This window comes from Salinibacterium sp. G-O1, from assembly GCF_030063305.1.
In the GTDB taxonomy this organism is placed as follows: Bacteria; Actinomycetota; Actinomycetes; order Actinomycetales; family Microbacteriaceae; genus Rhodoglobus.
The window spans coordinates 1148630-1164425 of sequence record NZ_JASISV010000001.1 but is presented as its reverse complement, the minus strand read 5'-3'; the positions used below and the strand labels follow the sequence as shown (position 1 = coordinate 1164425).

8 protein-coding genes are annotated in these 15796 nt (G+C 63.9%); 2 read left to right on the top strand and 6 right to left on the bottom strand.

Annotated features, from left to right (window positions below):
• Positions 1–39: 39 nt before the first annotated feature.
• Positions 40–2862, bottom strand: coding sequence for an FtsK/SpoIIIE domain-containing protein (locus QMG83_RS05670; RefSeq protein WP_283504357.1), 2823 nt, complete (start codon positions 2860–2862; stop codon positions 40–42).
• A gap of 127 nt (positions 2863–2989) precedes the next feature.
• Here QMG83_RS05670 and QMG83_RS05665 point away from each other — a divergent pair, with 127 nt between their 5' ends.
• Complete coding sequence (locus QMG83_RS05665) at positions 2990–3652, top strand: DNA alkylation repair protein (protein WP_283504356.1); 663 nt, start codon at positions 2990–2992, stop codon at positions 3650–3652.
• Positions 3653–3663: 11 nt separating this feature from the next.
• On the opposite strand, the gene QMG83_RS05660 is transcribed toward QMG83_RS05665, so the two are convergent.
• Positions 3664–4050 (bottom strand): FHA domain-containing protein, encoded by a 387-nt coding sequence (locus QMG83_RS05660; RefSeq protein WP_283504355.1) that lies wholly within the window; start codon positions 4048–4050, stop codon positions 3664–3666.
• A 189-nt stretch (positions 4051–4239) separates the two neighbouring features.
• Here QMG83_RS05660 and QMG83_RS05655 point away from each other — a divergent pair, with 189 nt between their 5' ends.
• Positions 4240–4731, top strand: coding sequence for a hypothetical protein (locus QMG83_RS05655; RefSeq protein WP_283504354.1), 492 nt, complete (start codon positions 4240–4242; stop codon positions 4729–4731).
• Between the two features lie 372 nt (positions 4732–5103).
• On the opposite strand, the gene QMG83_RS05650 is transcribed toward QMG83_RS05655, so the two are convergent.
• The 4 genes from QMG83_RS05650 to QMG83_RS05635 all read right to left on the bottom strand — a co-directional run bounded on the left by QMG83_RS05650 (position 5104) and on the right by QMG83_RS05635 (position 15787).
• Entirely contained in the window at positions 5104–7422 is a 2319-nt protein-coding gene (locus tag QMG83_RS05650; RefSeq protein WP_283504353.1) for a transglutaminase family protein, read from the bottom strand.
• Positions 7419–8705 (bottom strand): DUF58 domain-containing protein, encoded by a 1287-nt coding sequence (locus tag QMG83_RS05645; protein WP_283504352.1) that lies wholly within the window; start codon positions 8703–8705, stop codon positions 7419–7421. The genes QMG83_RS05650 and QMG83_RS05645 overlap by 4 nt, the downstream gene beginning before the upstream one ends.
• 149 nt (positions 8706–8854) lie before the next feature.
• Positions 8855–9826 (bottom strand): AAA family ATPase, encoded by a 972-nt coding sequence (locus tag QMG83_RS05640; RefSeq protein WP_283504351.1) that lies wholly within the window; start codon positions 9824–9826, stop codon positions 8855–8857.
• Between the two features lie 57 nt (positions 9827–9883).
• A complete protein-coding gene (locus tag QMG83_RS05635; protein WP_283504350.1) occupies positions 9884–15787 on the bottom strand; it encodes an Ig-like domain-containing protein in 5904 nt (1967 codons plus the stop codon).
• Positions 15788–15796 lie beyond the last annotated feature (9 nt).

The following is a 15796-nucleotide window of genomic DNA, read 5'->3' as shown; positions in this document are numbered from 1 at the left end:
ATCTCTTCTTTACGCAACGGTTCGCCATCACGATAAAGCTCATGAAAGTGGGTGCTGCTGCGGGGACGGCAGCGTGGCTCTCAGCACACCCTCGTCACCCTCGAGCCACACCGCGTCCGTGAGCCCGATCAATGGCGGTGGCACCTCCCGTGATCGAGTCAGCGATCGGTAGTCCGCGATGGTGCACCGGTCGAACATGATCTCGGCACTCGACCGCAGGGCGGGCAGCAGTCCCCACCGTGACTGCCACTGCTCGACATCGCCGACGACGGCCTGCCCGCCCTGCAGCATCGACTCCCACTCCCCCGCCGGGAGCATCGACAGTTCGAGCACATCGAGGCCGCACGAAGCGAGCTGGGTTCCGACTCTCGATGCGCGCGAGGTGACGATCGCCCACGGCCTCAGCCGCGACGGCGGCGCGGGAGCCGACGCTGAATACTCACGAAGCGGGTCGGGATCGCACACCACCTGCACACGTGCCCCACGCCAGGTTCCCCCTCCCTGTGGAAGTGCCCCATCGAACATGGCGCCATCGCCCCCAGCGAGCACGAACTCCGATCTATTTGCGTGCCTCAGCATCAGGCGCGCCGGGATGATGGGCGCCAATGAGTTCAGATCAGCTGTCAGTCGCTGCGCAACAAGTACGAGGGCGATGCCCCGGGCAGGTCCATCCCTCAACAGCCGCGACAGCCGCTCGAGGAAAATATCCCGGTAGTCCGGTGGAAATCGAGCAAGCAGTGAGTCGAGGTCGTCGATAGCGACGACCAGGTCTGCAGCCGATTCGAGTCCGGCGATCGCATCCCACGCCCCCGGCACGTCGGTTGGTACGAGCAATCCACCGCGCGCCACAGCGCGCAGCGCGGTGGACGTGCCGCTTCGTGCAGCGCCCAGCACCAGAACGTGTCCGTCGCTGTGGGGATCCCACTGCGCGATGGCGCGGCGTTGCTCGTGCGGCACATCGATGAGTCCGAACGACACCCGCTTCTCGCCTCGGCTCGCGCCGGCATCCGCGACTTCCCGCAGCCTCAACACCGTCGGCAATGGATCGCACCATGGTCGTCGCGGTGTCTCAGCGCCAGACCAGCTGTGCGCAATTGCTGCGATAACGCTGGGTTCAGCTATCGCGAACTGCACGCACCGAGCTGCACCGCCGGCGATCGCGATCACCCCTCGACCAACCGCGTGGTGCGGGAGTTCGGCTGCGACGCTCGATCCCACCACCGCCGCACTGTCTGCGCCATTGTTCACTCGCAGGGAGATGCGCAGGTCAGCATTAGCAAGCACCCCGTCTCGAACGATCCCGGCCGGCCGCTGCGTACACAGGATGAGGTGCACGCCCAGGGACCGTCCCCTCGCCGCAATGTCGGCGAATAAGGGGTGCAGATCGGGATGGTCGGCGAGCATCGCCGCAAACTCGTCGGCCACGATGACCAGCCTGGCCATGCCTGGCAACCCGGCGAGCGGCAAGTCCCGGATGTCGCGGACCCCCGCCTCGGCGAGCTTGCGCTCGCGGTACTTCAGTTCGGCCCGCAGGCTCGAGAGTGCGCGTGCTGCGGCAGCGGCATCCAGATCGGTAATGATGCCCACGGAATGTGGCAGCGCCGCCAGCGAATCGAAGGCGGACCCGCCCTTGAAATCCATAAGCAGAAAGTTGACCTGCGCGGGTGAGTGCCGCGCCGCGAGCGCGAGCACCCAGGAGATGAGAAGTTCGCTCTTGCCGCTTCCCGTGGTGCCACCGACGACGGCGTGCGGGCCGTGCGACACCAAATCGATGGTGACGGGGCCCTCGGCATCCGCCGCGAACCTGGCGGCCAGGGTCGCGGAGCTCTCGAGGTGCCCAGCCGCCGGCAGCAAAGACGTGAGTGAGACGAGTGCAGGCAGGTCGGTGCGCGGGGAGATCAGCCCGTCTCGCGCGGCCTCGACAGTGGCCCGAGCCGCCCACGACATCGCGGATTCGCGGGACAGCATCCCCGGGGTGAGCGGCCGCCGCTGTGCGCGATCAGGGTGTTGCACGATCTCGGTCACGGTGTCGTGCCCGACCCTGACGACGATGCGGCATTCGCCGGGAAGCTCGCTTTGAGTTCGCGCGAGCGCGATAACCGCGATAGCGCGGTCATCGCCGTTGATGCCAAACTCCGCGGAGTAGCCCGCTCGCGCCTCGCGTCGAGGGTGATGTGGCAGGGCATCCGTCCACAACGACTCCGCGCGCGCCGCCGCAACCCAATGATCGGCGGGAGACAACACCCAGGCAAGCTGGACGATGATTGCCCTCGTGACGGCGGCAGCCAGCGGCGGTGACCCACACACCCCGATCCCGAGTCGCGCGTCGACCAGCACCGGAGCGTCAGTGATCACCGCGGCGCTGCGTTCGATCTCGTCAAGGTCGGAGTCGACCAGGGTGGACGCTGTGCGAACAGAAGCGTCAAGGCGCAGGCTGCTGGGAACTGTGCCGACCCCGATCCTGGTCAGGATCGGCGACGTCGCCGACGCCGACCAGCGATAGGGGTCCGCGCCGTGGCGAGACGCTATCACCTCGGCACACGGCCCCGCCTCAGCGAGGTCTGATCGTTCAGCATCGTGCGCGGCCCCGATCGCGCGACGAACTCCGGCCGCGTCGTGTACAAACCTCGCGAGCTCTCGCGTGGTCGACCGGCGTGCGCCGATCCTCGAATCTGCGAAGCTCGCGACCGCGGTGATCGGACCGAGAACGGCAAAGAGCAGCGCGAACGGCGAACCGGTCATGAGCCACAGCGCAACGGCAGCCACCAGCGGCGCGAGGCTGGCGACGACCGGGAGTCGGAACGGCGGCGTCGGAGCCGGTGGGCGCGGTACAGCGATGCGTGGGGTGTCCGGAGTGCTCACACCGGAAGACAATCATGAGCGAGACCGCGCGTGTCGTCTGCGCCGGCAGTCGTGGACTTCCCTCCCCGTCGGGGCAGCCTGCGGAGAGGTTAGGGCTACCCTGTGGGTATCACGGGAGGGGGTAGACGTGGAGGAGCGTGCGGCCGCAGTGGTTCGACAGCTTCACGCCGAAAGCGACGCGACGATTCGGGCCGAACTAGGTCGGCGGTACGGCATCCATACCGACCGCGCGATCGGGATGAGCATGGCAAGAATGAAGGCGATCGCCAAGCCCCTCGCGCCTGACCATGAACTCGCCGTTGCGCTGTGGGAGTGCGGTTTATACGAGGCCCGCACGATTGCCGCGCACATTGATGACCCGCGCTGTGTCGGCGTCGACCAGATGGATCAGTGGTGTTCAGACTTCGACAACTGGGCCCTCGTCGACACCGTGTGCTTCACTCTGTTCGATAAAACGCCCCACGCCTGGTCGATGATCGAGCCGTGGGCGAGCAGCGATCTCGAGTTCACGAAACGGGCCGGCTTCGCCCTGCTATGGGGTCTCGCGCTTCACGACGCATCCGCCGATGACAAGCTCTTCACTGACGCCCTCGCCCTGATCGACGCGAATGCCGGTGATCGACGACCCCTGGTCGGCTCGGCGCAAACGATGGCCCTGCGCGCGATCGCGCTGAAGCGCCCGGGTCTGCGGCCGGAAGTCGGCGCGCTCGTCCGCCGGCTCACGGCATCCGATGATCCTCAGTCCCGACGCGTGGTGCGTCCGATCGCGAAGGTGCTGGCCGGCCTTTAGTCGATATCGGCTCAGCTGACGATGAAGAACTGCTCGCCGATCTCGACGCGGGTGCCACGCACGATCCGGTATCGCTTCCCCGGTTCGCATCGTTTCGGCTGGGCGTCCGGTTCGCGCACGACGGTCCCATTTCCCGAGAACCTGTCGCTCACCCAGAAGCTGCCGCCCTCCTGGCCAAACTCCAGATGGGTCTTCGAGACCGACTTCCCCGGGTCGACGATCGTCACGAACGTATCGAAGTATTCGCCGGGTTCTGCCAGAGGGTGTCTGCCGACCATGCCGGTCCCGAAGACCGTCACGCTTTCGCCCGTGCTGAACTGGAGCACGAAGCGATCACCACGAGAGGTGCGGCCCACGATTCGCGTCTCCTCGACGTCGCCGTCATCACCATCGTTCACGGGAACTGCGTGGCGGCTGGGCGCTCTCGGGGCCACGGGCTGCGAATTCGCCCACGAGCTGACCGAAGCGGCCTCAGACCCTGCATCCGATTCGGGCTGGGGTTCCACCTTCGGCACATGAGGATGGGCTGGAACGGTCTCGGTTGAGCGAGGAAGACCCCAGGGGAACGGGTCATACGCCACAGTGTCGTGAGGTCGGGGGGCGGGTTCGCGGCGAGGGCGCACGAAGCCGCATTCCGGGCAGAAAATGTCAGAGTCCTCGAACCGCTGGCCACACTGGGCACAGAGATCGGTGGCTCCCAGGCCGTCAGCGGGCTCGGGTTCGAGGTCAACTTCCACGTCGCGATCTGCCTCGGATTCAGGCTCAGGCGTCCGCTCGGGCTCGGTCGCTTGTTCAGACTCCTGCTCCGCCTCAGGCTCAGGGTCAGGCTCCGCCGCAGGCTCAGGCGTCTGCTCAGGCTCAGGCGCTTGCTCAGGCTCCGGCTCCTGCTCGGGCTCCGGCTCGGGCTCGGGCTCCGGCTCAGGCTCCGGCTCCTGCTCGGGCTCCGGCTCGGGCTCGGGCTCCTGCTCAGGCTCGGGCTCGGGCTCGGGCTCGGGCTCGGGCTCGGAATCTACCTCGGCCTCAGACTCGGGCGCGGATTCCGTCTCAGGCTCTGCGTCGGGCTGCGCATCAAACTCTGAGTCCTCGTGTGGATCCGCCTCAGCCTCTGGCTCCACATGGGCCTCTGACGCTGCCTCCGAACCCGGATCGTCATCTTCGGTTTCGCCGGGTTCCGGCTCTGGGTGCGGCTCCGCTTCGGGCGCAGGTGCGGGCTCGCGACGAGTCTCCTGCTGCGGTTCCTGCAGTCGCGAGATGATGATTTCCGGGGACCCGGCGTCGGCTACAGCGTCTGGCTCGTCACCATGGTCGCGCTCGACGTCGGGGGCTTTGGCTGCCGGCTCCGCACGGGGGTGCGCCGGCCTCGCGCCCGTGGAACGTCCGCATTCTCCACAGAACATGGCACCGGCGGGAAGATCGGTACCGCAAAATAAGCAGGTCACGGTACGCACTTTCTATCGGTTGAAAAACTTCTTGACACTATATCCACCAAGTGAACGAAGGGAGATTTTGGCCTTCAGCCGCTGCCACCGGGACAGGCCGTCATCGAGCGAGGCCCGCAGTTCGTCGACCGCGTGCCAAACGTTGTCGGCGTCCAACCGCGACGCATCATCCGGAGCGAAGTTCGCCCGGTCCGCAATTGCGGCGAGCACTTCAGACTGCACTCCTCCGGCCACCGATGCAAATTCACTTCGCGTTGAGGAGGGTGCCGGCGTCAGACCATGGTCAATGACGGCGTTTTCAAATTCCTGCCAGCCGCCACTGATGCGCTGGATGGGGGTGCGCGCGCGTCGACGCAACCGTCGCCGTCGTACCTTCGCCGCGACAATGACGATGAAGGGGGCCAGCACAATGGATGCTGCGAGGGCCACCCAACCGAGTACACGCAATACCGCAAGCACTGCCTGCAGCACGAGGTTCACGTCGGGTGCGCGATCCTGCTGCGAATCTGGAGTCACCTGCTTGTCAATGCTTTCGGACTCAACCACGGGTGGCGGCACGATGGTCTGTGGCCTCGCGATCTGCGACCGTTCTTCCGGAATCTCCTCAGGGATGTCCCGTATCGGCGGATTCGGATCTATCGTCACCCAGCCAAACTGCACAGTGTTGATCTCGATCCAGGCAGAAACGTCCGCACCGGTTACTCGCTGACCCTGCGGCACGAATCCCAGAACCACCCTGGACGGAAAACCGATATCGCTGGCCATCAAGGCCGCCGCCACGGCATACTGCTCGGAATCACCGATCATCCTGGGATCGGTAAAAAGTTGAGCGATGCGATCGGAGGCATGACCCGATCGGCTCGTCGGCTCTTCTGCGTCGACCCCATGGCTGATGTAACCGTCGGACTGCAACCCCGCGATGGCAGCAAGCAATCTGTCGCCCGCCCCGGAGATCCCCGTTGTGTACTCCTCGAGGATGGCGGTGAGCTCCTCCGGCACGTCCCGGGCCCGTGGCACTGAAGCCGGACCGGGGTCGAGCGACGCCAGCTGGCTCTCGGTCGGCTGCACGGGAATGATCGCCTTCAAGGAGTACGCGTCACCGCTGGACAGACCTCCCACGACCGCGGCAGTCCCCGAAACGTTGTTGTAATAGAAACCGTCGCGAAGGTCGTCGGATCCGGAACCAGCGAATTCGACGGACTCGAATTTGCCGACAGTGGGCATCCACACGCCCGAATACGCATCGATATTGATTTCGAGCGTTTCCTCGGTTCCCTCGACTGCTGACTGATCGAATTGGGAGGGAACCCGGGTGAACGAGCCGGACTGGCTCGCGACTCGGTCGCTGCCCACCGAATACACGACGCCGTTGTAGGTGTCGAGGGTGGCAAGCCTGATGCGGCTGCCCTCCGAAAGACCGGATACCTCGAACAGGGTGGTGTTGCTGAGCGCTGGTTGCCAGTAACTGCGGAAACCGGAAAGGGGGCTCACATAGTCGCGAGGATCAAACGGCTGCACGATGGCGGTTCGCAACACAGTGCGGTCTGCAGACGGAGGCACCACTGTGGCAGCGCCCACGGCTGCGGCTGAGGCGACGGCGATGATGACGGCCGCGCTGATCGCTGTGCGCCATCCTGCGAATCCTGAATCAGGAGCCCGACCGGATGTGCCAGAACTCTTCGGCTGGGTGAGAAGCGACCGGATGGCAACACGTCGTCGGTACCAGCGGAACCACACAAGCCAGAGCAGCACAACGGCCAACAAAGCGATCGGGGTCACAAGGGGACGGTCGGGAAACTTGGGGCCGAAGGCGGTGGCCACCAGGAACACCAGCACGGGAAGGAGCACGGCGACCTCTCCCCTCTGCGACCTCAGTGACACGCTCACACCGATGACTGTCGCCACCAGAATCAGCACGAGGGCGGGAACCAGCAGCGCCTGATATTCGCCGACCGGCAACGTAATGGTGAGGAGCTGTTTCCAGCCCAGAGCGACTCCGGTCACCAAATCGAGCAGCCCGCCGAGCGTCGGCAACACTCCGTATTGCGCCTTGGCTGGCACCGCCAGGGGCACTCCGATGAGAAGGAATGCCACCACGGTCGACAACATCACCACGGGCGACGGCCAGCGGAAATATGCGCCCAAAACGGCGATTATTGTGCCAACGGCGAGGGCCACACCCACGAGGACGAGCAGCGCCACGCTGCGGTAGATCGGCCACAGTGCTGTCGCCGCAATCGAGGTGGCCAACCAGAACATCGCGACGTTGACGACAACGAAAAGAGGTGTGGCTCGCACGAACCCGCGAGAGACCTTCCTGCGCCGGCTCATGCTGCTGCCGCCCGCGCGAGGGACTGCTTGAGGTCATCCAGGTAGCCGATGGTGAGCACGCTCAGTCCCGCGATCCGGCGAAGCCCCGGCGCGCTCTCGGGGTCGCACACCACCGCGACGACCTCAACACCCATGCCAAATTTTGTGGATGCCGCACGCAACTGCTGGCGCGTAACGCGCGAGCCGCACACCAGGAACGCGACTGACACGCCGCTCGCTTGCTCCCCCGCTACACGGGCGACATCGACCATGGTGAGCGCGGATTCAGTATGTTCCACCACGGCGAGATCGTCGAGCAGTCTGGTGCGGGTCAGGGTCGAGAGCAGCCGGACCGCGAAGACCTTGCGTTTCGCGAACTGCGGTGTGTCCTCGCTCGCGACGACCGTGACGGTACGGGTATCCCTGATGGCCCTGACTCCGAGTGATCCGGTCACGCTCACCGCGAGTTCGAACTCGTCATCGGTGGCGTAATCCGCGCTGGCGAGACTGAGTGCAATCATCAGGTGGCTGCGACGAGTTTCCTCGAACTGACGCACCATGTACGTGCCGGTTCTCGCAGTTGATTTCCAGTGGATGTTGCGGCGCTCGTCGCCGGGCATGTACTCCCGCAGCGCGTGGAAGGAGACATCATTGTTGGAAAGATCGCGGGTCGGGTTGCCCTCAAGATCCCGGATGAATCCAGTGCTCATGCTCGGGATTCCGACGGTGCGTGGGTGAACGAAAAGCTCCTGCACGTCGGTCCACACCAGCTCGCGGCGCACGAGTCCGATCGGGTCCGCTCGCACTGTTCGAACAGGCCCGACGGGAATGACACCGCGCCGAGCAGTGGGGATGCCAAAGTTGTGAGTGAAGCTGGCGCCCTTACGAAGACTCGGCAGAGCGACTTCGGCGAGGCCCATCCCCACGGGAATTTCGATGGTGACACCCAGCGTGCGCCTGCGGCTCATGTTGGAGATGATGACCTCACCAGACGCGGGGTCGCCAGCCACAACCCTGTGGTGTGGAATATTCAGCCCGATCTGGATGGAGCTTCGGCCAACGAGGTAAATAACGGCTATCGCCACCAGCGCAACACCGGCGAATCCCACAACGACCAGTTCGATCCAGCCGATCACATAGCCGGTAACGAGCGCGAGCGGCACCACAATGAGCATGGACCAGCCGAGCGCAGTGACGACGGCCGCTACCCTCGCGAAGATGCGGCGAAGGAATCCACCGACAGCGCGCCCCAACAGGACGCCCGCAATGACGGTGTCCGCTAAAAATCCTGTTCGTTCTCCCACGATTCGCGTGCGCGCGTTGGTGAGGCCGCTCGTGCCCGTGGTGAAATGAGAATCGAAACGCGCCGGTGCTGTCGAGGCGGTCGACGGACCTTGCTTCCTCGATGTGCGGGGCGGCGATGCCCCATTGCCTTCCGTGGCGCGATCTGCCATTACACGGATTGCCGCTCACTGGGCGGCGGGGTTTCCATGAGGATCTGGCTCATGATGCTTGACGCCGTCACTCCATCAAACTCGGCCTCTGGATCAATCACGAGCCTGTGCGCCAGCACGGGCTCGGCGAGCGCCTTCACATCATCCGGAATCACGTAGTGCCTGCCGCTGGCAGCCGCGAGGGTCTTCGCCGTGCGGACGAGTGCCAGCGCGCCGCGCACGCTGGCCCCCAGCCGCACCTCCGGCGAGGTGCGGGTCGACTCAACCAGTCGGCCCACGTAGTCATTGATGGTGGGATCGACGTGAACGGTACGCGCAAGGTGTGACATCTCCGCGACGACGTCTGCGGTGACTATCGGTGGAACCGTGGTTTCGTGGGCCTTGACCCCTGCACCCTCAAGGATGCGGAGAGTCGATGCGTGGTCGGGGTAACCGATTGACGCCTTCATGATGAAGCGGTCGAGCTGAGCCTCCGGAAGCCGATACGTTCCGGCCTGTTCGATGGGGTTCTGGGTCGCGATGACCATGAAGGGCGCGCCGACCGGATGAGTGACCCCGTCAACCGTGACGTTACCCTCCTCCATTACCTCCAGAAGCGCCGACTGGGTCTTCGGGCTCGCGCGGTTGATCTCATCCGCGAGCACGATGTTCGCGAAGATCGGGCCACGGTGAAACTCAAAGTCAGCGACGGCCTGGTTGTAAATGCTCACGCCGGTGATGTCACCGGGAAGGAGGTCGGGGGTGAACTGGATGCGGCTGCTCGATCCTGCGACGCTCTGTGCCATGGCGCGCGCGAATGATGTCTTTCCCGTGCCGGGGAAGTCCTCCAGCAGGAGGTGGCCATCACTGAGGAGCGCCGTGAAACCGAGTCGAATGACAAATGTCTTGCCGAGGAGAACCTGATCAACGTTGGCGACCAGCCGGCTGAAGATATCGGAGAACCACGTGGCCTGCTCCTGTGTCATGGTCATGCTGGTACTCCCCTGCTTGGATTCGGGTGGGTTCTGCTCGGGCTGGGCCGACCTATGTCAGTCATAATCCGGCCCGTCGTAAGTCTTCGTGTATGTGGTGCCATTGGCGGTAACGCGAATGGTGAGTTGCGGAACCTGCAGCAGGCCCGCGTCAGCATGGCAGGTAGTTTCTGTTCCCGCTGGCGTGAACTCGGTGGGCGGCGCGCCACAGGCGTACGCGACGAGGCTGTATCCCACGGGCAAGCCATCCCACTGGAAGGTTCCCGAATTCGACACCAGAACGTCATCTGACACGAACGTCAACTGTCCGGTCACCCGTGGGTCGACGGGCGTGCCGAGGTTGAACGACGCTGACCAGTTCGATTGGCACAGCGGCACAGAGTCCCAAGTCCGGCAGGCGCGCACCTGGACGGCGACGTTGTGACCGTAATGCTGGGTGCCAGCGACCAGGAAGGACCCCAGCGCAACCGGCCCGTACTCGGTGGCGGGAACGCCAGACCCGATGAGTCTGTAAATGATCGAATAGTCGCTCGTGAGTTGCTCGGCTCCGCTTGATCCACCCAGCAGCCGATAGTCGAACACGTCGCCGTTGGGCACGGGTCCCGTGCCCGTGTTTACCGATGTGACGATGCCGGGAGCGGTGTGGGCGATCACTGACGAACTGGCCGTGCAGCCCTGACCGTTGAAAGCGAAAACCAGCAGGGTGTATGTCGCGTTGGCCTGCAGCCCACTGAATTGGGCGGATGTCGCTGTTCCCGCGTTGATCACAACCGCGCCATTGGTCGACACAGTTCCGTCCGGGGCGCAGGTCGGAGCCGCTCCCGTGTAGGCGGCGGCCCGGAAACTGGAAATCGATCGGCCGTTTTCAGCGAAGACTCCCGGCCAGTCCAACCGCACACTAGCGTCGCCCGTGACCGTCGCGAGCGGCGTGGCCACGGCGATAGGTGGCCCTGCGGGAACGTCTGATCGCGGTTCGCTCGTATTCCACACCGAGAGCGCCGTCAGCGCGGCGTTACGTGGGCTCACGGTGTAGGTCACCGCGACGCCGTTGTCGAGAGTCCATCCCGCCGCGAGGGTATTGACGGTGCAGGTGCCGCCGCTGCAGATGGCGGATGGCGCGAAGTCCCCCGTGTATGCGCCCACCGTCAACTGGTACCTGTCAACCGGTGAACCTCCGGCCGGGGACGCCACAGCGTTCCACGAGATATTCAGGCCGTGATCGAGAGCCACCGAACTGAACAGGGTTGGGGCGGGTGGAATGAGGTCAGACCAGACAGTTCCGGCGAGAGCCGCGGCATCAGAGTCTCCGATCGCGTTCGTGGCCACCACCGACACCGTCACACCATTCGTGGGGCCGTTTCCGAGGGTTGGAATCGCGCAGGTCGTGCCGCTGCACTCCGTCGTGCTCACGACAGTCGACCCCTGGCTCGCGGTAACCCGGTACGACGTGGTGGGTGAGTTGTTGGATGCCCCGGCATTCCAGCGCAAGGTGATGGACTTGTCGGCGAAACCCGTTGGCGCGATGTTCGCGACCGGATCCGGCCTGTCCTGCACCGACACGGCGATGGAACCCCAGACGTAGCGGTCAGGGTCGTTTGTTGAGTCGGCCACCTGATATTGGAGATTCACATCACCCGGAAGGGCGCTCTGGGCGACGGTCACCGTCAGCTTGGTGTTGTCTGCGTTCGGGCTGATGACAACGCCAGCCGGAAGCGAACCACCGTCGAGCCCCCTGATGTTGATGACGCGGAGCGGCGAGCCAGGGAACGGGTTGGTCGCGGCATCGTTGAGGAGCACATCCACTGACGTTGTGCTACCGCGACGAGCTATCGCCGAATCTGCAGCCGGAATAAGCAGCGGGCGCGTGGACGGAACGATGGTGAGCTGGATGCGCCCCGAGTCGCCCTGGTTAATGCCATCTCGCACGCCGAGAGAAATCGAACTGACAGCACCCTTACGAACGTTGGCGCCCGCCTGGAGCGTGAGAATCGTGCCCGTCAGCGTTGCCCGGAATCCCTCGGGTTGCGGAGCGAGAATCGAGTAAACGAGTTCGTCGATGTCATCGGGGTACGGGTAGTTCGTCAGCTTGAGGAGATCGATATCTCTCTCCTGGCCCGGCTCGAAGTCGATGACCGCTCCACCAAACGCCGGCGCCTGATTCGCCCTGGGTTCCACGGTGATGGGCAGCACAAGTATCGATGTCCGCCCGTTCGGATCGCTGGCCGTCGTGCCATCCGTCACTTCGAATGAAATGGAGGCCGGGCCAAAATACCTGTCCGCTGAGGTGAACCGCAGCGTGTACTGGTCGGCCACGAGGCTCCGACCGTTCGAATGTGTCGCCCGAACCGTGCTGGAGTCGGTGAGCCGGACAGTCTTACCCCCGACGGCGATTACATAGTCGTTGATGTCGATGATGAGTTCTGATTCGCTGTTCACCTTGAGTGCTGGCGCCCGACGGTCAAGTTGAGGCAGCGTGTCATCAAGTCCGGGCACCCGGATGAACGCGTAACTGAACACCGTGGAGTCGTCGGGATGAGTCAGTTTGAACGGAATGATCTGACTCTTGTTGGCGATGGTGACCTCGATGCGCTTGCTTGAGGTGACCGTGGCGTTGGCGGAGTAGCCAGGGTAGACGGAAAGACCGAGCGATCGGGACTCGCCATCGGCGAAGAACACATTGGCAAGAACATCGACGGTCACCTTTGGGCGATTGAGCACGTCGGAAAGGGTCAGCACGCTGTCGGCTGCGATCGGATACGACAGCGGCGCGTTCGGATCCACAGTGACCCTGATGAAGTTCTGGCTGGTGCCACCCTTGTCGTTCTCGATTGTGTAGATCACGCCGTAGTTGCCCGGCGCGATCGGAGGCGTGATGTCAACGACATCCGTGCCGGCGATCACCGCGGTCGTCACGTCGTCGTTGGGAATAGCGCTCGTGATTTTCAGGGGACTGCCGTCAGGGTCGGAGTCGTTGACCAGGGCCTGCACCGACACCGTCACGCCGGGTCTCACCGTGACCTCATCGACGATGGCGACGGGGTTACGCGCACCCTCAAGCCGAGGACTGATTCCGATGCGCACGAGACCGGTTGCTCTCGCTCCCAGCGAATCGATCACTGTGTATGTGAACGAATCGGTGCCGGCGGAGTATGTGCCAGCCTCGTAGACGAACGTGTCATCTTCGACGCTGGACACTGAGCCCTTTTCCGGGTTGGTGGACTGTCCGATCAGCTGCACGGAGTCGCCATCCGGATCGATGCCACTGAGGGGAATTCGTACCCGAACCGTCTCGCCCGCGAGCACCCGTGCGGTGACGGTGGTCGGCACGGGAGCGTTATTCGTTGCGGTGTCTGGCTCGCGCACTGAGATTCGCACGAGTCCGGTGGCCGCCTGGCCATCAGGCCCGGTAACGCGGTACGCCGCGGAGAAGTTGCCTGTCTTGTTCGGAGCGAGGTAGCGCAGCACTCTGTCTGAAGCGAACAGCAGGCCGGAGCCTTCCGGCAGCGCCTGGTCGAGCACAGGCTGGAGGGTGAGCGTCAGACCATCGGGATGCTCATCGTTGGCAAGCACCGGAATATCGATTGCCTCCCCCACTCGCACCGTGATGGAGTCATCGTTGGCGATCGGCGGCTGGATGCGCGTCAACGCCGGTATTTCGATGACGGTAATGACGCCTTCGGCTTCGGCGAGACCATTGCTGATGCGGTAATTGAACGACACCGGTCCGTTGTCGAGTGGTTTGTCGAGGCTGACCCTGACGACCCGCTGATCGAGGATCTCGGCCCGCACTCCGGAGTTGCTCGCGATGTTCATCAGGCCCGTGACGAGCAGCACGCCGCCAGCAGGGTCTACGTCTGTGCCAGCCACATCGATTCGCTCGTTTCGCAGTGTCCTGACGAAAACGGTTTTCGGAACGGTGATGGGTTTGGTACTGGGGTCGGGAGGTGACACGACATCGACGCGCACGATGCCGGTCACGGTCAGCGTGCCGTCGGTCACCACATATTCGAGGTAGTGGCTGCGCACCTGACTGCTCGTGAAACGGAAGGTTCCGGTTTCGTAGCTGGGCGTGAGCGTGGCGTCGGGTTTGGCCGGCACGCTGTTGAGTCGCAGGATGCCAGAGCCGCCGTGTACGTGGTCGAGCGGCGCGATCGTCGTTTCCTGTCCTGCGGACACAAGCACCACAAACGGGTCAGCGACGATGGGAACGTCCCCGTTCGGCTTTACCGCTACTGACAGCGTGCCCGTGCCTTCTGCGGCTCCGTCAGACACCACGAGCGTCACGATCGCGAGCTCTGCGCCCGATCCGGCATCCGAATAGATGACGGTGCCATTTGGCTTGTAGGTCACGGCAGCGGGAGCCGCCACCGTCGCATCAGTCAGATAGAACGCGTCGCCGTCGGGGTCGACCCAGTCTGCGAGCACCTGCGTTGTCACGCGCCCGGACGATACGACACTGGTCTTTGTCGACCGCACCTGCGCTGGCGGCGAATTCTCGCCGGGACTGCGCACCGCCACGACCACCATGGCTGACGCGCTCCCGCCTCGGCCGTCGGTGATGGTGTACGAGAACGAAACTTGTCCGGTAGCGCCGTCCGTAAGCGTCAGCTGGATTTGCTGCCGCTCGTTGATGAGGTCGATCCTTCCGATGGATTCATCGATGGGGGCGAGGTCGCTCACCACGAGTACGTCACCGTTCGGGTCATAGTCATTGAGCAACACCGGCAGCACAGTAGCGCGACCCGGGCGAGCGCCGAACTCATCATCAATCGCGACGGGAGGTTCCTGAACTTTCTCGACCTCGGGTGGCACTGAGTCGTCGTTTTGCTGCTCCTGCGGTTGTTGCTCATCGGTGGTGATGAGGTCGTCCCAGTTGTTGATCAGCTCACCGGCACGCTGCACAGCCCAGGTGCGACCGGTTCTCCGATCGTTGAGCACGGCACTGTCGCCGTTGGTCACAAACGAGAGCTGGGCATTGGCAGTCACGGATGCCAGCGCAATAATCGAGTCGGAGCCACCGTCGTCCAGACAGCGTCGCCAGCTGTTGCCATTCGTCCATGACGCGAATTCGCATCCATCGAGCGCGAGTGGTCTCGCGGCGATGCCGGATTGCCCGTCGGCAAGGTTTACTGCCGCAGCGCCGCTCAGCGGAACGCTGATCAGCCCTCCCGAATATCCGACGAGGATCCTGTCGCCGCCAGAGCTCGCCCACTGCACGCTCACCGAACTCGACGTTGCTACCAGTCCCGCGAGATCGACGGTTCGCTCAGCCATGTAGAGCTGGTCGGCGTCGAGATCCAGGATCGCCCAATGTCCACTGACCGATGTGATGCTCACTGCAGCATCGGCAACCGCCAGATCGACGCGCTCGCTCGACTCCACGGCTGCGGACCCTGCGGCGTCCACCCTGTACACCAGCGACGTCACCGGCGAGTATGCGAAAAGGAGGCCGTCAGGATCGACGCTCACCGCCGCGCCCTTGCCGAGGCTCAGGGTCGACTCCGACTCAGCATCAAATGTGGTGAAGTTCTCTACCGAAACTACCCATAACTCGCCCGTGCCCTCGGCGAATATCACGACATTGTCGCCCGCGAGGAAAACCTCGGGCTGGTCTGGAGGCAACGGCACGCTGTCCGTTACCTGGGAAGTCGCGGGGTCGACGATGTCGATCTTGATCTCTGAGCGGTCGAAGAGAAACACAGTCTCGCCGCGCTGCAGCACGTCTACGTCGTTACCCGTCGTTGACACCACCGTGTTGAGCTCGAGCACCTCCGGATTAGCCCGACCGATCGCTTGCTGCTGGCTGTTCGCTACCCAGACGGAACCGTCGCCGAGATCGAGTCGCTGCGCTGAGTATCCGGTTGACACGATGGCGACGGTGGCGATGAGCGCCGCGATCACCACACCACTTGTCAGGCTGACAACGGAGGAAGTATGTGCCGAGAGCCATTTTCTCAGCATGAGTCGCTC